Annotated in this window: 9 protein-coding genes; 4 read left to right on the forward strand and 5 right to left on the reverse strand. The window is 48.1% G+C overall.

Translation table 11 applies throughout. From position 1 onward, the window contains the following. Nucleotides 1-213 precede the first annotated feature (213 nt). The 3 genes from GSQ66_RS15110 to GSQ66_RS15120 are packed head-to-tail and all read left to right on the forward strand — an operon-like array spanning nucleotide 214 to nucleotide 9,670. Nucleotides 214-6,687: an ice-binding family protein gene (locus GSQ66_RS15110; protein WP_162428226.1), complete on the forward strand. Its 6,474-nt coding sequence runs from the start codon at nucleotides 214-216 to the stop codon at nucleotides 6,685-6,687. A 14-nt stretch (nucleotides 6,688-6,701) separates the two neighbouring features. After that, complete coding sequence (locus GSQ66_RS15115) at nucleotides 6,702-7,661, forward strand: PorP/SprF family type IX secretion system membrane protein (RefSeq protein ID WP_162428227.1); 960 nt, start codon at nucleotides 6,702-6,704, stop codon at nucleotides 7,659-7,661. Next, nucleotides 7,658-9,670, forward strand: coding sequence for an OmpA family protein (locus GSQ66_RS15120; protein WP_238395714.1), 2,013 nt, complete (start codon nucleotides 7,658-7,660; stop codon nucleotides 9,668-9,670). Before GSQ66_RS15115 ends, GSQ66_RS15120 begins: the two co-directional genes overlap by 4 nt. 57 nt (nucleotides 9,671-9,727) lie before the next feature. Here GSQ66_RS15120 and GSQ66_RS15125 read toward each other — a convergent pair whose 3' ends face one another. From GSQ66_RS15125 to GSQ66_RS15145, 5 genes are all read right to left on the reverse strand, one after another. Then, nucleotides 9,728-10,495, reverse strand: coding sequence for a 3-hydroxybutyrate dehydrogenase (locus tag GSQ66_RS15125; protein ID WP_162428228.1), 768 nt, complete (start codon nucleotides 10,493-10,495; stop codon nucleotides 9,728-9,730). Between the two features lie 78 nt (nucleotides 10,496-10,573). After that, the gene (locus GSQ66_RS15130; protein WP_162428229.1) at nucleotides 10,574-13,063 is read right to left on the reverse strand and encodes a TonB-dependent receptor; all 2,490 of its coding nucleotides are present in this window, start codon (nucleotides 13,061-13,063) and stop codon (nucleotides 10,574-10,576) included. Nucleotides 13,064-13,114: 51 nt separating this feature from the next. Further along, a complete protein-coding gene (locus GSQ66_RS15135; protein WP_238395715.1) occupies nucleotides 13,115-14,080 on the reverse strand; it encodes an alpha/beta fold hydrolase in 966 nt (321 codons plus the stop codon). Between the two features lies 1 nt (nucleotide 14,081). Beyond that, nucleotides 14,082-15,632, reverse strand: coding sequence for a sodium:solute symporter family transporter (locus tag GSQ66_RS15140; protein ID WP_162428231.1), 1,551 nt, complete (start codon nucleotides 15,630-15,632; stop codon nucleotides 14,082-14,084). 322 nt (nucleotides 15,633-15,954) lie between these two features. Beyond that, a complete protein-coding gene (locus GSQ66_RS15145; protein ID WP_162428232.1) occupies nucleotides 15,955-16,710 on the reverse strand; it encodes a LytR/AlgR family response regulator transcription factor in 756 nt (251 codons plus the stop codon). Nucleotides 16,711-16,847: 137 nt separating this feature from the next. Here GSQ66_RS15145 and GSQ66_RS15150 point away from each other — a divergent pair, with 137 nt between their 5' ends. Beyond that, on the forward strand, nucleotides 16,848-19,019 hold the full coding sequence (locus GSQ66_RS15150) for a sensor histidine kinase (protein WP_162428233.1): 2,172 nt from the start codon (nucleotides 16,848-16,850) through the stop codon (nucleotides 19,017-19,019). Nucleotides 19,020-19,079 lie beyond the last annotated feature (60 nt).

Genomic DNA, 19,079 nt, shown 5'->3' on the forward strand with positions numbered 1-19,079 from the left:
ATATAATTGCAAGCCTATGAACGATATTTGAAAATTGGATGTAACTTTCTGAGAACAAGCACTTGAGAGGAATGCGCTGTTGGATGAAAGGGCGAAAACATGGTAAGTGGTAAGCCCTGATGATGCAGAAGAATGAAGTTGGCAAGTGCTGTTAAAATACAATCTATCTACAAACTTAATCAGTCCTATTGTAAAACATTTACTTTTTACTAAATGGGGAGCTCAGTAAAGAAGGTATTACTGCTTGCGGTAGTCTTCTTCAGTGTTATTGCCAGTGCTTTGGCGCAGGGCCTTTCGTTGGGCTCTGCTGCTGCGTTTAATATACTTGCCAGTAAAAAAATTGAGAACAATGGTAGCACTATTGTTCAGGGGAATGTAGGTGTTGGTACGGGCGCCCAGCTTACCGGTTTTGCGCAGGGTAGCATAAAAGGTGTTATACACATCAACAACTCCGTTTCGCTTACTGCCCTTTCTGATCTTTCAGCAGCATACACTACTTATTCGCAGCAGCCTGCCACCCAAACCCTTTCAAACACGATCGGTGACCAGCTTTTTACGGCCGGTGTTTACAAAATAAACGGAGCAGCCGTTATCTCAGGGCCTATTGTACTGGATGCCAACTATAACCCGAACGCTACTTTTATTTTCCAGATCAGCAATAATCTGCAGGTAAGCGATAACATTACCATTGCGCTGATAAACGGTGCCAAAGTAGATAATGTGCTGTGGCTGGTTGGCCAGGATGCAACGATAGGCACAGGTGCTTACTTAAAAGGGAACCTGGTTGCCAAAAGAACGATACGCGTGCAGGATGATGCCGCAGTGCTTGGCCGTGTAATGAGCATCAACGATGTGGTGTACCTGAGCAATAACATCCTGTCGTTGCCAACCGACCTTACCATCACAAAAACCAAGGTTGCAGCCTCCCCATCTCAGAAATACGCTGTAGGCGATACGGTTACCTTCAAAATAGAAGTAAAGAACCTGGGCCCTGTAGACGATGAATCTGTCATGGTCCGCGATGTGCTGCCTGCCGGCCTGAGCTACATCTCTTCTACTTCTTCAAAAGCAGGAACTTTTTACGAACCAACATTCGGCCTCTGGATTTTAGACGAGCTGAAGGTAGGCGAAGTGCAGACGCTGACTATAAAGGCCCGCACAACTATGGCTGGCTACATCGTGAACACGGCAACTATAGCTGGCTCCACGGTAGACGAGAACCTGACCAATAACAAATCGGATGCAGATATTTGCGTGGTGCTTTCGGATGCCGGACAGATACAAGGCCCGACAGCCGTTTGCGCAGGCAGTACCAATACCTATAACATAAAGCAGATAGCAGGCGCTACCTACACTTGGTCTATGCCCTCGGATTGGGTTGTAACTGCCGGAAGCAGAAACTCTTCTGAGATAACAGTGAGAGTCGGGAATACTGCAGGTACCATTTCGGTAACGGTAAATAACATTTGCGGTGCCAGTCCGCCAAGCAGGCTTACAGTAGAAGTTGTAAAGGATGTACCGCCAAAACCAGGTCCGATAAACGGTACGCTGGAGCTGTGTTCCGGTAAAGCCACTACCTATAGTATCGCGGCTGTGCCGGGTGCGCTTGGTTACCACTGGACGCTGCCAACCGGCTGGACCATGGTAAAAGACAACGGAACATCTATAGTTGTAACTACTGATGGCGACGCCACTAAAAAAATACTAAGTGTATCGGCTTATAACATTTGCGGCGACGGCGAGCCAAGTATTTTAGAGGTTACGCCGGTGCTGAAAGTGCCAAATAAACCAGGGGCCATCAGTGGCCCTTCTGCCGTTTGTTCTACCGTAGCATCCGCCACCTACAAAATTACGAACGTACCCAACACCAGCAGCTATACCTGGACCGTACCAACCGGCTGGACAATACTGAGCGGACAGGGAACACCAACTATAACTGTAAAGCCAACTGCACAGGCCGGCGATGTAACTGTTAAAGCCGTTAACGACTGCGGCGAAAGCGAAGTGCAGAAATTAACAGTAACACCGGTTGATAATCCGCCACTGGCACCGGGAGCAATAAAAGGAGCCGATGCGGTTTGTGTGAGCACAGCAGGTAATGTGTATAGTATAGATGCCGTACCAAATGCCAAAGGCTACACCTGGACCGTACCTGCAGGCTGGACAATAGTTAGCGGACAAAACACACCAACTATAACCGTAACTGCAGGCACGAGCGGAGGTAAAATAACTGTAGTTGCCCTAAACGATTGCGGCTCTAATGGTAGCAGCTTTAAAGATATACAGATAACAGATTCTGCGCCTGCGGCTCCTACTGCTATAAAAGGTACGCCGTATGGTTGCGCCACTACAACTGCAGTTTATAGTATAGATGCCGTGGCTGGTGCGCAAAGCTATACCTGGTCAGTACCAACAGGCTGGACTATAGTTTCAGGTCAAGGTTCTACAACTATAACAGTAAAAGTAGGAACAGGCCCCGGCTCGATATCAGTAAAAGCGGTAGGTACTTGCGGCGAAAGCCCTGCTAAAACACTGAATGTACAGCCCCAGGTAACGCTGCCAACTGCGCCAGCTTCCATTACTGGTCCGGATGAGGTTTGTCTGAGCCAGACAGGATTAACCTATAGTGTAACTGCAGTGACCGGTGTAACCAGCTACACCTGGGCGGTGCCAACCGGCTGGACGATCGTTTCTGGTCAGGGCACGACAACTATAAAAGTGACGGCAGGCAGCGCCAACGGTAACATCACCGTAACAGCTACCAACGACTGCGGCACCAGCGCGGCAACTATAAAAGCTGTAAAAGTATCTACAGAAGCCCCGGCAAATCCGGGCGCAATTGCAGGCTCATCTACAGTATGTACCTCACAGGCAAACTTAACCTATAGCATTGCTGATGTAGCAGGTGCGACATCGTATGAATGGAGCGCTCCGGGCTGGACTATAGTTAGCGGTCAGGGCACTACAAAGATCACAGTAACCGCAGGCACAGCTAACACAACTATAAAAGTTACTGCTAAAAATGCCTGTGGCGTTACAAGCAGCAGCACAAAACTGGTGCAGGTTACAAACGAGGTTCCGGCAGCTCCGGCAGCCATAAAAGGTACGCCTTACGGGTGTGCTAACCTCACAGCAACCTATACAATCGATCCTGTAAACGGTGCCGAAAGTTACATTTGGACAGTTCCTTCAGGTTGGGTCATCCAGAGCGGTCAGGGTACTACAAGTATCACCGTAAAAGCAAGTTCTACAGCAGGTACTATCACCGTAAAAGCAAAAGGTAACTGCGGCGAAGGCCCGGCGACGACTTTAAATGTGCAGCCACAGGTAACCTTGCCAACTGCACCAGCCGCCATAAACGGACCAGATGACGTATGCGCTGCTCAAACGGGAGTTACGTATAGTGTAGCCGCCATAGCGGGCGTATCAGCTTACACATGGGCAGTGCCAGCAGGCTGGACTATAGTTAGTGGCCAGGGCACAACTTCCATCACAGTAAATGCAGGTCCTTCGGCAGGAAACATTTCAGTAACAGCTACCAACGACTGCGGCACCAGCGCGGCAACTATAAAAGCTGTAAAAGTATCTACAGAGGCACCGGCGAATCCGGGCGCGATCAGTGGTATTGCAACAGCCTGTAAAAACCAGGGCAGCCTGACATATAGCATCGCGGCAGTGGCGGGAGCAACATCTTATACCTGGACTGCTCCGGGCTGGACGATCGTTAGCGGCCAAGGTACGACAAGCATTACAGTTACAGCAGGCACCGCAAATACAACTATAACCGTAACGGCTAAAAACGGATGTGGTAACGCAAGCAGCAGTACAAAAGCAGTGGCGGTTACAGATCAGCTTCCGGCGGCACCAACCGCTATAAATGGTACGGCTTATGGTTGCGCTACCCAAACGGCAACTTACACGATTGATCCGGTGGCCGGCGCGCAGGGATATACCTGGTCAGTGCCAACGGGCTGGACTATAGTTAGCGGACAAGGCACTACAACTATAACTGTTAAAGTAAGCACAGAGCCGGGCACAATATCCGTAAAGGCAAAAGGCGGCTGCGGCGATGGTCCGGCAACTTCCCTGAATGTGCAGCCACAGGTTACATTACCAACTGCACCGGCTGCAATTACTGGCCCGGATGAGGTTTGTAAGAGTCAGGCTGGATTAACCTATTCTATAGCCGCTATTACTGGAGTGACCAATTATACATGGACTGTTCCAACTGGTTGGACGATCGTTTCTGGTCAGGGCACGACAACTATAAAAGTAACAGCAGGCAGCGCCAACGGCAACATCACCGTAAAAGCTACGAACGATTGCGGTACGAGTGCAGCAACTATAAAAGCAGTAAAGGTATCGACAGAAGCACCATCTGCTCCTGGAGCCATAACAGGTCCGGCAACGGTATGCGGTAACCAGGCAAACCTAACCTATAGTATTGCAGCAGTAGCCGGAGCAACATCGTATGAGTGGAGCGCTCCGGGCTGGACTATAGTTAGCGGTCAGGGAACAACGAGTGTAGTACTTACTGCAGGCGCAACCGGAACTACTATTTCTGTTATCGCGAAAAATGCTTGTGGTAATACCAGCCCGGCTCAGATCACAGCGGTAATTACACAATCGGCGCCGGTTAAACCGGGAACTATAACCGGAACAACAGCAGCTTGTGTTGGCAAAGAACAGACCTACACCGTAACTCCGGTTGCAGGAGCCACCAGCTATACCTGGACCGTACCAACCGGCTGGACGATCGTATCGCAGAACAACAACACCATCGTAGTAAAAACAGGATCAACAGCAGGAAACATAAGTGTATCGGCCAGCAATGGTTGCGGAACCGGGGAGGCGTCTGTGTTAGCAGTTTCTTCTATTTCGGGAGCGGTAACTGGCGTGACCGGCATAAGCGGAACAGCTGCTGCCTGTGTGGGCGGTAACTCAACTTTTACAGTACCGGCCGGAACAAACGTTTCGAAATATACCTGGGAAGTACCGGCAGGCTGGTCAATCGTTTCGGGTCAGGGAACTACAACTATAACTGTAAAAGCCGGAGCAACAGGCGGAGATGTAAAACTGACAGCCTCTAATGACTGCGGATTTGTAACAGTAACCAAGGCAATTGAGGTCAACGCAACTATACCGGCAACTCCGGGAGCAATAAGCGGTAATGCTACCGGTTGTTCAGGCAGTACGCAGAACTATAGCATTGCGCCTGTAAGCGGAGCTGTAAGCTATACCTGGGCAGTACCGCAGGGCTGGGAAATCACAGGTGGCCAGGGAACTACAGCTATCACCGTAAAAACAGGAACTACAACAGGCCAGGTAACGGTAACAGCAACCAACGCCTGCGGAAACAGCAGTTCTTCATCAACCAAAACAATAACCATTACAGACAGCGCACCACAAGCCGGAACTATAACTGGCAGCAGCGCTATTTGCGGCGCTACCAATGGCCTGGTTTATAGTATAGCACAGGTAACAGGAGCTACGGATTACACCTGGACCGTACCAACCGGCTGGACTATCGTTTCAGGACAAGGCTCAACAAGCATTACGGTGAACGCGGGCGTTACTAATGGCGAAATTAAAGTAGCGGCTAAGAATATTTGCGGTGAGGGAGCCTATAGTATGCTTGCCGTAACATTGCCGGCTCCGCTTGCAGCTCCTAAAGCTATAAACGGCTATATGGATGCCTGCAGCAGCCTGCCAACCACTACCTATAGTATAGATCCGGTGCCAGGAGCAACAGGATATGCCTGGGAAATTCCGTTGGGCTGGACGTTAGTTGCCGGGCAGGGTACTACAACTATAACTGTAGGCGTAACAAGCGCGCCGGGCACTATAAAAGTTAAAGCAGTAAATACCTGTAGCCAGAGTGCATACACAGAACTGAAAGTGCAGCCAGTTGCAACTACGCCATCAAAGCCAGCTGTAATTTCCGGGCCAGGCGAAGCGTGTATCGGTCGCAATGTAGTGTACAGCATAAGCGATGTGGAAGATGCCTCCTCTTATACCTGGGTGGTGCCGGCCAACTGGCACATCGTTACAGGGCAGGGCACAAACCAGATAACAGTAACAGCGGGCAGCCTAAGCGGAACGATAGAAGTAATGGCCAATAACGGTTGCGGATCAAGTGCGAAAACAACCTTACAGGTAAGGCCGGTAGAAATGGGCGCTATAGGCGAGATAAAAGACCTGAGCTCGCCATGCGAAGGCCTGAAATATATGGTTGATCCTGTTTATGGTGCCACCTCTTACCACTGGACATTGCCGGAGGGCTGGAAGATCATTGCCGGCGAGGGTACAAACATTATTATGGTTATTGCTGGCGGTAAAGACGGGGCGATAAGTGTGGTGGCGGATAACGGAACCTGCGGCACTACGCCAACTACCATTAACTCAGATAAATCAAAGGCTGAAACTATCATTACAGTACCAAACGTGTTCTCACCTAACAACGACGGTGTTCACGATACCTGGGTAATTGCAAGCCTGGAGCGCTTCCCGGATAACGACATCACGATCCTGAACAGATGGGGAACCGAAGTATTCAAAGCAAAATCATACCAGAACAACTGGACCGGCGATAACCTGGCGGAAGGCACTTATTATTATGTAGCCCGCGTGAAGCTTTGCGATGGCACCGACAGAATGCTGAAAGGTTACGTGATGATTGTAAGATAAACACCTTAGCGCCCATGAAAACAAGACTACCCTTATTGCTCACATTACTTGTTGCGCTGGTTATGCAGCAGGCCTCTGCACAGCAGGCGCCCCAGTATAGCCAGTACATCTTTAACGAGCTCGTGATCAACCCTGCCTACTCCGGCAGTAAAGACATCCTGAACATTAATGCTACTTTCCGCTCTCAGTGGACCGGACTGGAAGGCGCCCCAACCACCCAAACGTTAAGCGTGGACGGACCCATGAAAAATGACCGTATGGGGTGGGGTGTGCACTTAATGAACGACATGATAGGCGCGCAAAGCCAGACCGGTTTATATGCCAATATTGCTACGCGTGTAAACCTGAGCCGTACGGCCCGCCTGTCATTTGGTATTGCAGGTGGCGTTGCCCAGTATACCCTGGACGGAACAAAACTTGATGCCGGAGACGACCTGCCGGATGTAGCCATACCCGAAGGCCGCGAAACACAGATTCTTCCGGATGCCAAGCTCGGTATCTTCTTTAACACGGAGCGTTACTATGCAGGGTTGTCGGCTGCTAACCTTATTCCTTTTAAGGATGATAACACCATTATAGCAACCCCACGCCGGCATTACTTTCTTTCATCAGGCTATATGTTTGATTTGGGAGCATACGTGCACCTGAAACCAAGCTTCCTGATAAAGCATGATTTTAAAGGACCAGCCAACCTCGATCTGAACGCTTTTCTGCTGCTGTATAACAAGTTCTGGCTGGGCGGCTCTTACCGTACTGCCGTGCCCGTGTTTACAAAAGTAGACATGACCGAAATCAGGAAACGGAATGCCTGGGCACTTATGGCACAGGTGTATGCCACACCTAAATTCAGGATTGGTTATTCTTACGACATAAGCCTTACAAAGCTTCGTGAATATTCATCGCATGAAGTATCTTTGGGCTATTCGATCTTCCGAAAACAAAACGGACGCACTATTACGCCGCGTAACTTATGATATACCAGATTACCCGCAAGTATTGCCTGTCGCTTATTTTACTTGGTGTTATGCTCGTTTTTGCCCAGATAGCAAAAGCGCAGGATACACAGCAGGCTGATAAACATTTTAACGAGTTTGAGTTTAGCCTGGCGCTGGAAGAGTATAAAGCTATTCTGGACCAGGGCGAGCCGAGCTTAAAGGTAGTGCAGCGTATTGCCGATATTTACCGCATACTGAACAACAGTAAAGAAGCGGAGTTCTGGTATGCGCAGGTGATTACATTTGCCGGTGCTGACCCGTCGGTTTACTTCCTGTATGCTGAGTCGGCGAAGCGGAACGGTAACTATGAAAAAGCAAAACAACTGTTCCTGGAGTATAGCAAGCGCGTGCCGGGCCAGGCTGCCTTAGCTAAGAAAATGGCCGCTTCCTGCGATACGGCTATGATGTGGATCCGTAACCCTAAACCATTCAGGGTATGGAAAGAGAAAAGCCTGAACTCTGATGGTGCTGACTTTAGTCCGTTTAAAGCGAAAGACGGTTTATACTTCGCCTCAGACAGATTACAAAAGAAAGGCGACGCCCAGTCTGCGCGCTATGCCTGGACAGGCAACGGTTATATTCAGATGTATTTTGCGCCAGCCAAATCGGATACAACATGGGGTAAACCTGAAGCAATGCCATCGGCTATAAACACGACCTACCACAACGGCCCGGCCGTTTACCTGGAAAAAGACCAGACCTTATACTTTACCCGCACACGTGCCGTTCGCCGCGAAATAAAGAAGAACAGCGACCCGACCAGCTGGTTCCAGGGTGCAGAAGGTGGTACACATATAAACAGGCTTGGCATTTACACAGCAGTTAAAAAAGGCGGTAAGTGGAAAAAAGTAAAGGCCTTTAAGTATAACAACACAGACCAGTTCTCTATCGGGCATCCGGCCTTAAATGCGGATGGCACGATCCTATACTTTGTGTCGGATATGCCGGGTGGCTTAGGCGAAACAGATATTTACTATAGCGAACGGCAGGCAAACGGAGACTGGAGCTCCCCTATAAATGCAGGTAACAAGATAAATACACCAGGCCGTGAGAGCTTCCCGAGTGTTGGTGCTGATGGTGTGTTATACTTCTCTTCGGACGGACACATGGGCATGGGTGGCCTGGACCTATTTAAAACGATAGGCACTCCTAAATTATGGACGGCTGTAGAGAATATGAAATACCCGTTCAATACATCGCATGACGACCTGGGGCTGGTAATGGATGCTTCCGGCAAGACGGGTATGTTGTCGTCGGGAAGGTTTGCAACTGATGGGTTTGATGATATTCTGTCGTTTGTAGAGAACCGCATACCTTGTACGATAGCTGGTAAGACCATAGAATTTGTTGCCGACACCCAGAACCGGGGTAAAGAAGTAGAGCAGGTAGTAGGCAATGTAATGCTACAAATAACGGAAGTTGGTAGCGATGCAAAACCTATTGAGCTGACATCGGATGCGGAAGGTAACTTTACGTTCCCGGTGTTTGCAGGTGCCACCTATACTATACGCGGTGCCAAGCCCAATTACCTGACGCAAACTATATCTGTATCGCCGGACTGCCGCAATACAACGGATTCTGTAAAAGTGGAGATGGTATTTAACCGCGATACGCCAAACCGACCGATCGTGATCGAGAACATCTATTACGACCTGGATAAGTATGAGATTACGGCACAGGCGGCTGTAGAGCTTGATAAACTGGTGCAAACCCTGAAAGACAACCCGGCTATAGTTATAGAGCTAAGCTCGCACACCGATAGCCGCCAGACAAATTACTACAACCAGATGTTGTCTGACCTGAGAGCCAATGCAGTTGTAGATTACCTGGTGCTGAAAGGAATAGACAGAAGCAGGCTGGTACCAAAAGGCTACGGCGAAACCCAGCTGATAAATAAATGTGCGGATGGCGTTAGCTGCCCTGAAGACATGCACCGGGAAAACCGCAGAACCGAGTTTAAGATACTCCGGAAGGTAAATAATCTATAAAATAAAAGAGCGGCACCGTTTAAGTGCTGCTCTTTTATTTTAAACTATAGCTATAGTTTACTGTGCCGACCAACCGCCATCTATAGGTAACATGGCACCTGTTAACTGGCCTGCGGTTTCAGAGGCTAAGTATAAGGCCAGGTTAGCGATCGCATCTATCGTTACAAATTGCTTCACAGCCTGTTTCTTCAACATAACTTTCTCTATTACATCCTCCTCCGACATGTTATGCGCCTTAGCCTGGTCTGCGATTTGGGCCTCTACTAAAGGCGTTCTCACATAACCGGGGCAAATGGCATTACAGGTAATATTATGAGGTGCGCCTTCCAGGGCCAGTACTTTTGTTAAGCCGGCTATTCCATGCTTGGCAGTTACATACGCTATTTTATATTCCGAGGCACGCAGGGCATGCGCCGAAGCTATGTTGATGATTCGTCCAAAGCCTCTGGATTTCATGCCCGGCCAAACTGCCTTTGCCGCATGAAAAGAGGCCGACATGTTTACAGAGATGATGGCGTCCCATTTATCTTCCGGAAACTCATCTACGGGTGCCACATGCTGTATGCCTGCATTGTTAATGAGAATATTAACCTGGCCAAATTCCTGCTCAGCTAACGTTACCATTTCACGTATCTGTTCAGGCTGCATCAGGTTGGCAGGAGAGTGTATTACTTTAACACCATGCTCGGCGGCAAGCTCTTTGGCTATTTCTGGTCCGTTTGGTTCGAGGCCGTTAATAAGCAGGTTGTAGCCTTTTGCTGCAAAAGCCCGGGCAATGCCTAACCCAATACCGCTGGTGCCTCCGGTTATCAAAACATTTTTCATTTGCTGGTAATCTATAGTTGCTGTAAAAAACCAGAGCGCCCTAAAAGAGCGCTCTGGACAAATTAAACTTTAACTGATCTATTTACTCACATTCTTGCCACCAAAATTGAAAAGTAATTCTACAGAGTACAAGCGACCTATAGTTGGAGAATAAACATACTCGCGCTGCTCATCATCAAATAAATTAGAAACGCTTACACCTAATGTTACCCAGTCTGTAAACTTATAACCACCGCTCAGGTCTACTGAAGTAAAGCCACCAAGCGGGCCATAGTTATAGTTTGAGCCCAGTACGCGTGTGCCGGCACCTTTATCAGCTGCTATCTGCTGGCCAGAGTAGAAGTTGAATTCTGGCAACCAGCGCAGGTTAAGCGACATGAACAGCTTGTTGTTAGCCAGGTTGCGGGCAGTAAAGTTAAAGTTAGCGCGGTGCTTGGCTGCATTCAGACTGCTTTCTGCATCCGATACCTTGCCATCGCTGTTAGCGTCGTTCTCCAGGTTATCCTTGTCTGTAATATCAGAGTTGAAGTAAGAATACTTTACCCCGATGCTATAGTTGTCGTCTAAGTAATAGTTAAGGCCAAGGTCAGTACCCCATGATGTTACCTTGCCATAGTTCAGGTAAGTCAGGTAGTAGTTAAGCGACGTTGCTGCAGATTCAGTTACATCTACCTCTCCTTTTTTGATCACACGCTCTTTACCCAGAATCGGCGTTATAGCTGTAAGCGGCGAGATAAAGTCTTTTGACTTGGAGTACCAGCTGCTGATGTCGAAATACAGGTTATTAACCGGTGTACCTTTATAGCCTACTTCATACGTCTGTACTTTTTCTACTTCCAGCTTATCTATCATTCTGATGGCGCCCGTCTCTGTGTTTTTTATAGTTAAGCCGGCACCGTTACCAAGTATGGCAAGCGCTCCGGTGTTAGCATAAAACTCCTGGAACTGAATAGATGGAGCAGAGAAGGCTTTACCATACGTAGCTCTGAAAGTACCTCCCAGCGCATTATAAGTTATAGCTGCTTTAGGGCTGAACTGTGTACCATAGTTGTCATGGTTATCTACACGGCCACCTACCAGGGCACGGAACTTATCAGTAAGATTACGCTCTATCTGTACTACGCCACCAAATTGGTTGAGGATGATCTTGCCTGCCGCATCGTCTAAGTATGTTTGGCGGCTGTAAGCTACATCGCGCTGGTAGTTAAGACCGGTTATAATCTCGAAACCTGCAAAATTGTTGTTGTACTGTAGTTCACCATTAAGGCGGTGGCTAAGGTCTATAAAGCCTGGGAAAGCAACAGCCGGAGAACCTGCAAAGATCTCATCTTTTTTAGCACCTGTTTTAGAGTATTGGTGAGCCTGGGCTGGTGTAGCTCCTTTGCCTAACAAGGTATAGTAGTTCGTGGTGCGGGCGTTAATCTGGTACGTATCACCAGCATCGTTCCAGGTAGCGTATAGTTGTCCAAAGATTCTGGGAGTTACTATACGGCCCTGCAGGTACTGGAAAGTCCAGCCGTTTATCTGGTTACGGCCGTTGTTGGTTACACCAAGGTTTGAACCTTGTCCGAAGCCATAGTCTGCAATGATATCAATCTTATCAGTCGGGCTATAGTATAAAGCAGAACCAAAACGCTTCGATTCAAATTTGTAGTCTACGTCATATTCCGGCATGGCTACTGCACCACTGTAAACCGTATCCTGGAACTCAAAATCGGTTCCTGTTGTGTACTCGCCGGTTACTTTAAAAGCAAATTTCGGGCTGATAACGCTTGCATGACGAACGCGTGCGCTCAGCACATCCTGGTTACCGGCGCTTAAAGCTACTGTTGTGCCCTGGTGGCGACGCGGGTCTTTCGTGATCGTGTTAATGATACCGTTGTGTGCGTTCGGGCCATAAAGTGCTGATGATGGTCCAAGTATAACTTCTACGCGTTCGATATCTTCTTTTATAGTTGTGTTATAGAAACCAGCCGGTAAACCAGTACCACCCGGTAGCATCGAGTTACGGCCATCCGTCATCTGGTACATTTTTACGTTGAAGGCATTGTTAAAACCACGTGCGTTTATACCCACTCCAATTACACCAGAGCGAACCACTTCCACGCCCTGTACCTTATTCAGCACTTCGCCTATGTTAAACGATGGCAACTCTGTTAAATCGCGGGAAGAGATAACACCAATGGCAGCCGGTGCTTCTGTTAATTTTTCCGGTCTGCGGGTAGCCGAAACCACAATCTCGTCGCTCATCAGCGAAGATGCTTTCATGCTGATTGTGCCTACACTGGCTGTACCGCCAGCAGCAACCGTAACCGGAATTTTAGGATAAGAGTAACCCACATAAGTTATGCGCAGGTTATAGTTGCCGGCCGGCACACCGGTAATTGTAAAGTCGCCGGAAGCATTTGTTGTTGCCCCCTTAGAAGTACCCTCCACCAGCACCGAAGCACCAATAAGCGGTTCCTGAGAGTCAGCGCCCAGAACCCTTCCGGTAATGGATCCGCCTTGTGCCAACGCCATCTGTGTAATACAGAACAGCGACAGCAGGATCAAGTAAAGTTTTTTCATGAGTAGATCAGTTAATTTGTGTTTTATAGTTTAGGTGTGATTTATTATAGTTTAGTCGATGAATTCCCGGACTGCTTTGTTGAAAGACTCTGCCTGTTCGTACTGTACAAAATGTCCTGCCTGTGGCACTAGTACCACTTCGCTGTTCTTGATTCTCTCTTTGCCAATTTCAGCAACTGCCTGCGTGGTTAAAGTCGGGTTCAGGTACTTGTTTGGTATCAGGGCATCCTGCTCCCCGAATATGATCAGGGTTGGTGTCTGTAATTGTGATAGTTTTTCGTAAACCGGCTCATCCACCATAGCGGCTACACTGGCTGCCACTGCCTTGCCATAGTTTGCAAAGTCCGGCGAGGTAGCCATTTTCAGTCTGTCATCCACCATAAACTGCGCATCAGCGGGCATCTGGTAAAAGTTTACTTTAATGTTAGCTGCAGCTTTGTCTGGACTTGTATTCTGCACACTTTCCGGTGTTACCGTCATTTTAAACAGTTGCTTTTGCTGCTCAGTAAAGGTCTCTAAGCCGGCAGGTGCTGCCAGTACCAATTTCTTTACACGCTCCGGAGCCTGCAAGGCTGTTGTAATGGCAATTTGTCCACCCATTGAGTGGCCTACCAGCACGGCGTTCTTTATCTTCAATTTATCCATCAGCTGCAGCACGGTTTGCGCATAAGCGGCCATGCCTACATGTATGTTCTCTTTCGATGATTTTCCATAACCCGGCAGGTCAATGGCTATCGTTCTATAGTTTTTGCTGAGGCCCTCAATGTTCCTGTTCCAGGCTGGCAGATAGCTACCTAGGCCATGTATCATAATAAGTGTTTCAGCGCCTTTGCCCTGGTCGGTATAAGCTATAGTAGATCCGTTAGGCAGTGTTATTTTCTTTGTCGGATACTTATAGTTCAGGTTCTCAAATACCGCATCCGTTGTAGTGCTGGCCGACACAGTGGCCGGGGGCTGACATCCACCGTTCAGGCATAGCATCATGCTAAGGCCTGCTAAAAGTATAGTTCTGTTCATGCTATTTTTCATAAACTACTTCTTTCAGGGTTTCCAATGATGCATCCGTTTCAGTTTCTGTAACAGCAGGTTTCCGGAAAGTGAAGTATAGGATAAGACCTACCAGCACCGACGCAAGTATAGCCAGCGCCGCAGCAATGCCCGGGTTGCGTACCGGGGCATCCATGTAAGAAGTAAGCCCGCCATAGTACACGGCAAAATGCACCGCCACCGATGTTAAAGAAGCTGCAACTGGTGCAATAAGTGGCACACGCTTTAAGAACATGCCGAACAACACCGGCACGAAAGCAGCAGAAAAATAAGCATACACGCCATTCTGTGCAAAAATGCCAACGCTCAGGTTAGGGTTCTGTAACTGATCGAAGGTAAGCAGGATGGTAACTATAGCCAGCACCACAATTACCAATCGGTTTATCAGGACACTTCTGGTTTCTGAATTGATACCAAACAGTGGCGTGATGATATCGGATGTAATCGTAATGGACAGCGACTGGATCAATCCCTCTAAAGTAGAAAGTCCGGCAGAGATAAGGCCCATCACAACTAATAAGCCCATATAAACCGGGAACTCCTGCACTACATAAGCCGACATAATACCATCTACAGGGATATCGTTGCCATTTATAGCCAGGTCCGGGAAGGTAAGGCGTGCGTAAAGTCCGGCAATAACCACTGAAAAGAAAAGAGCTTGTACAATAATGCCTACAATCAGATATAAGTTTACATCTTTCGCATCTCTAAGCAACAGCGATTTAGTGATGATGTGTGGCTGACAAACGATGGCAACACCTATGATGATCTGGCAGAAAATAATCTCAAAGTTATCGCGGAACAGGAAGCTCTCATGGTTTGTAACGGAAGTCAGCATTGGATCTATAGCAGCAAGCTTGTCCAGGAAACCATGCACACCGTTACTGAAATGTTCGTAACCGGAGGTTAACAGAATAACAGCAACTATAAGCATAAGCACTGCCTGCACCACGTTGGTGTAAACCATAGAGTTGGCACCCCCGAACATCATGTAGCCAAATACAAAAACCACCACGCCTACGCATACATGCAACTCATTCAGGTTCAGCACACTGGCCAGTACCTTTGTTAAGCCCACACAAATAAGCACTATAAATGTGATAAGCAGCAGTGACAGAAAGGCAAAGAACAAGGTATAGCCACGGCTCTTATACACAGCGCCCATCCATTGTGCCATCGTTTGCGCTTTTACTGCTGTGCCCATCGCCCGGAATCCTTTGGTAAGTATAACCAATGATACCAACGCCGCTAACGGCAAAGCAACACCCATTGAAATTACACCACTGATGCCATAAAGCGCTACAAAGCCAGGATTGATGATAAAAGTGGCGGCGCTCGTCATGGAGGCTGCCATGGCCAGGCCAACAGCTACCGGGGAGAACGTGACACTGCCAAGGGCATAGTCAGCGATAGAGCGGGTACGAAGCGCACCTCGTATTACGAAGAACAGGATGACAGCGGCATATGCAATTACCAGTATCCAGCCTGCCGTTACCAGTTCTGAGGGAGCTAAATTATTCATGCAATAGGTAGTATTAGTGAAGCTAAAACATGTATAATGTAAATAATTAATTACATAGCTCTTGACCTATACTTGCCAACGCAGGATATTTTCAGGTGAAATCAGAAGTGTGTAAGGTGAGGCGGTAAGTTGAGATTGGCGAATAACTGCATTTCGAATACTTGAAGGAGTGTTTGAGTTCAGATTTCTGAGAATTGCTATTCACATTTGCGAACTATAAAAACAGCTTGGCTATAGTCTTATAGCGAAGACGCAAAATATTGCATCTCTACAACTCCCAACTCCTGAACTTTCTAACTTCCCAACCTTTCTAACTTTCTAACTATAAAATCTGCAGCCTGCTCAGTAAACTATCTTTATGGGTATTGCCAATGGGTATCTGTTTTCCGCCGATCAGGATGTTGTTGTCTTCGATAGCATCGATGGCGGTGAGGCGCACAATATACGAGCGGTGTACGCGCATAAAATCTTTGGCAGGCAGGCGCTGCTCCAGGTTTTTAAGGCTCTGGCTAACCAGGTAAATATGGCTTTGGGTTTTGATGTTGCAGTAAATGTCCTGCGCTTCGGCCCAGATAATTTCTTTTAAGGCTACTTTCTCCAGTCGGTTCCGGACTTTAACGAACAGGCTGTTATGGAGCAGGAAATTATCGGCCGGCTCGCTGGTTGGGGCTGTGTTATTTGGTTGCGTTTCGGGGTGCTGGCGTAAGGCGGCATTGTGTATGGCAACTTCTATACTGCTTTGCAGGGTGCGTATGTCAAACGGTTTTACCAGGTACGCATGCGGGTTTGTTTGCTTGGCCCGGTCTATCGTCTGCTTATCAGATAAGGCGGTCATAAAAATAAAAGGTACCTGCGCCGATCTGGCCAGTATAGCCGCTGTGTCAATACCATCCAGTTTGCCTTCCAGGGTTATGTCCAGTATCACAAGGTCGGGGTTGCACTGGTGTATCTCCAATAGTAACTCTTCTCCGGAACTTACCGTTTTGCACACCTCATACCCTAATTCTTCCAGCGAGAGCGCGAGGTTCTGCGCAATCACCACGTCATCTTCCGCAATCAGTAATTTTACCAGGGCCATATTTTCTACTTTAAATGGCAACTACTTTTTTTGATCGATGCCCTTATCTGCTACTAAATATATGTAAATTAAAATAAATAAGGCAATCTGTAAGGGCGGGCTATAGTGCGAAGTCTGTTTTATTTATACATTTAGCTATGGTTAAGGTAAGGTACGTTTCAGAGTTTAACTATAGCCTGTTGCTTACGTGGCTGGTGCTGTTACTTTGTGCACCTGTTACTTTTGCTCAGCCTGCCAATACTATAGCACTGCTTCCGGGCAGCCAGGAAATACGGTTACCCCTACAGGTATACCATGATCTTGGCGGTAAAAAGACGATCGCAACTATAAAACAGGCGCCTTTTGAGCAACTGGACACCGCTGCCACCTTGCTGGCCGGGAAAACAGTACATTGGGTTCGGGTAATACTTGCCAACAACAGCAACTATCAACAAGACAGCTACCTGTATGCCGGCGACTGGAGCAGGATAGAACTGTTTACCCAGCAACCCGACGGCACAACTATAAAACAACAAACAGGGCAGCTGATTCCGGTTTCGGAACGTGATATGCCATCTAGTAAACCCTATCTACGGCTGCAGATTGCACCGAAAAGCCAGCTGCAACTATACCTGCGGCTACAGGGCGATATAGACCTGTATAAACCCCAACACCTGAGCTTGCAGTTACATACCCCGGAACAGGTAATACAGGTTAACAACGACCGCCTTTTAGGGCAGGGAATTTTTATTGGCATTATTGCCGTGATGGCGCTCTATAACTTGGTGCTGTTTATGTCGGTGCGTGACCGGAGCTATTTGTATTATGTAATGGCCCTGACCGGTACCGGTTTATACTTTATGTTTTACCATGGCTTTGCCCTGGAGCTGCTCTGGCCCGAAGCCCCTGTCTGGAATGCGCACAGCTTTGCCTTTATAGTTACCTTTAATGGTATCTTCCGATTGTTGTTTACTCGCAGCTACCTGAACACCCGGCAAACCATGCCGCTTTGGGATAAGGCCATTACGTTCCTGGCGCTGTTGTATGCCTTGCCCGTAGCAATGGGTTTGCTATCCTATTTTACCCCGCTGGATTTGCTGCAGGTTTGCGTAGACCTGATCGGGATTATTGGTGGGGCCGTACTGGTGGTCATGTTTTTAGTAGGCGTACATTCCCTTTATAAAGGCTACCGACCGGCGCTATACTTCCTGTTTGCCAATGTGCTGTTTGTGATAGGAGCGCTGCTTTTTATTTTGAAGGAGACACACCTGGTACCAGATACACCACTCACAGTTTACTCGGCGCAGGTGGGCATTGTAGCGCAGGTGGTGCTTTTCTCGTTGGGGCTTGCTTACAGGCTTAATACAGTTACCAGCGAGCTTGCGGCCAAAGTGCTGGAAAAAGAGCGGATGGAGCGTGAAAAAGAAATTGAACGCAAACGCCTAATAGAGCAACAGAAAAAAGAACTGGAAGTAACTGTTGCCAACCGCACGGCCGCACTGCGCAATAAAACCCAGGAACTGAAACATACCGTACGGCAACTGAAAGCATCAGAGCTGAAACTCATGCGCATCAACAGCATCAAGGACCGCTTCTTTTCCATCATCTCACACGACTTACGCACGCCACTCGCCACCCTGGATTCCTTCCTGAATATTCTGATCAATTTTTCGGACAGGATGAAGCCGGAGCAAATGCAGAAACTGGCCAACCACACCCAGCTATCGGTACGTAACCTGCAGGCCTTGCTGGAAAACCTGCTGCAATGGTCAGCGGCACAGTCCGGGTCTGCCGATACGGTGAGTTTTGACCCTGAAGAAGTATACCTGTCGGAAATAGTGCAGCGCAACCTGGACCTGCTGGAAGATACGGCTATGGCCAAAGGCATAAACTGGCAGTTAGACTTATCTGAAAATTTAAAAGTATATGCGGATGCCAACATGCTTGCTTTCGTGATCCGGAACCTGCTGCATAATGCCATTAAGTTTTCCGGGGCAGGGAGCAGAATAAAATTAAGCGCTGCGGTAACAGGTAGCGGTATAGCTGAAGTATCAGTGGAGGACCAGGGCATTGGGATGGCGCCGGAAACAGTGGCATCCTTATTTAACCAGGAACAACTGGCGTTAACAACTAAAGGTACAGCCAACGAAAAAGGTACCGGCCTCGGACTTTTGCTCTGTCGTCTGTTTGTGGAGCGCAATGGCGGTTCTATCTGGGTAAGCAGCGAGTTAGGAAAAGGCAGCCGTTTCTGGTTTACAGTACCGCTAACACAGGGTAGTAGTACTTCTGAAACACAACTGCTTGCCACTGCTACAGATGTTGTAGGTTAAACTATAGTTGCAAGCATATTGCCCGGCTACATTTTGCTTTCAAGATTTTTCATATAGATT

It is taken from the genome of Pontibacter pudoricolor, from assembly GCF_010092985.1.
GTDB classification, from domain to species: Bacteria; Bacteroidota; Bacteroidia; order Cytophagales; family Hymenobacteraceae; genus Pontibacter; species Pontibacter pudoricolor.

Coding starts and splice junctions, on each gene's coding strand:
- GSQ66_RS15110 (WP_162428226.1), top strand. CDS start 214: ATGGGGAGCTCAGTAAAGAAGGTATTACTGCTTGCGGTAGTCTTCTTC.
- GSQ66_RS15115 (WP_162428227.1), top strand. CDS start 6,702: ATGAAAACAAGACTACCCTTATTGCTCACATTACTTGTTGCGCTGGTT.
- GSQ66_RS15120 (WP_238395714.1), top strand. CDS start 7,658: ATGATATACCAGATTACCCGCAAGTATTGCCTGTCGCTTATTTTACTT.
- GSQ66_RS15125 (WP_162428228.1), bottom strand. CDS start 10,495: ATGAAAAATGTTTTGATAACCGGAGGCACCAGCGGTATTGGGTTAGGC.
- GSQ66_RS15130 (WP_162428229.1), bottom strand. CDS start 13,063: ATGAAAAAACTTTACTTGATCCTGCTGTCGCTGTTCTGTATTACACAG.
- GSQ66_RS15135 (WP_238395715.1), bottom strand. CDS start 14,080: ATGAACAGAACTATACTTTTAGCAGGCCTTAGCATGATGCTATGCCTG.
- GSQ66_RS15140 (WP_162428231.1), bottom strand. CDS start 15,632: ATGAATAATTTAGCTCCCTCAGAACTGGTAACGGCAGGCTGGATACTG.
- GSQ66_RS15145 (WP_162428232.1), bottom strand. CDS start 16,710: ATGGCCCTGGTAAAATTACTGATTGCGGAAGATGACGTGGTGATTGCG.
- GSQ66_RS15150 (WP_162428233.1), top strand. CDS start 16,848: ATGGTTAAGGTAAGGTACGTTTCAGAGTTTAACTATAGCCTGTTGCTT.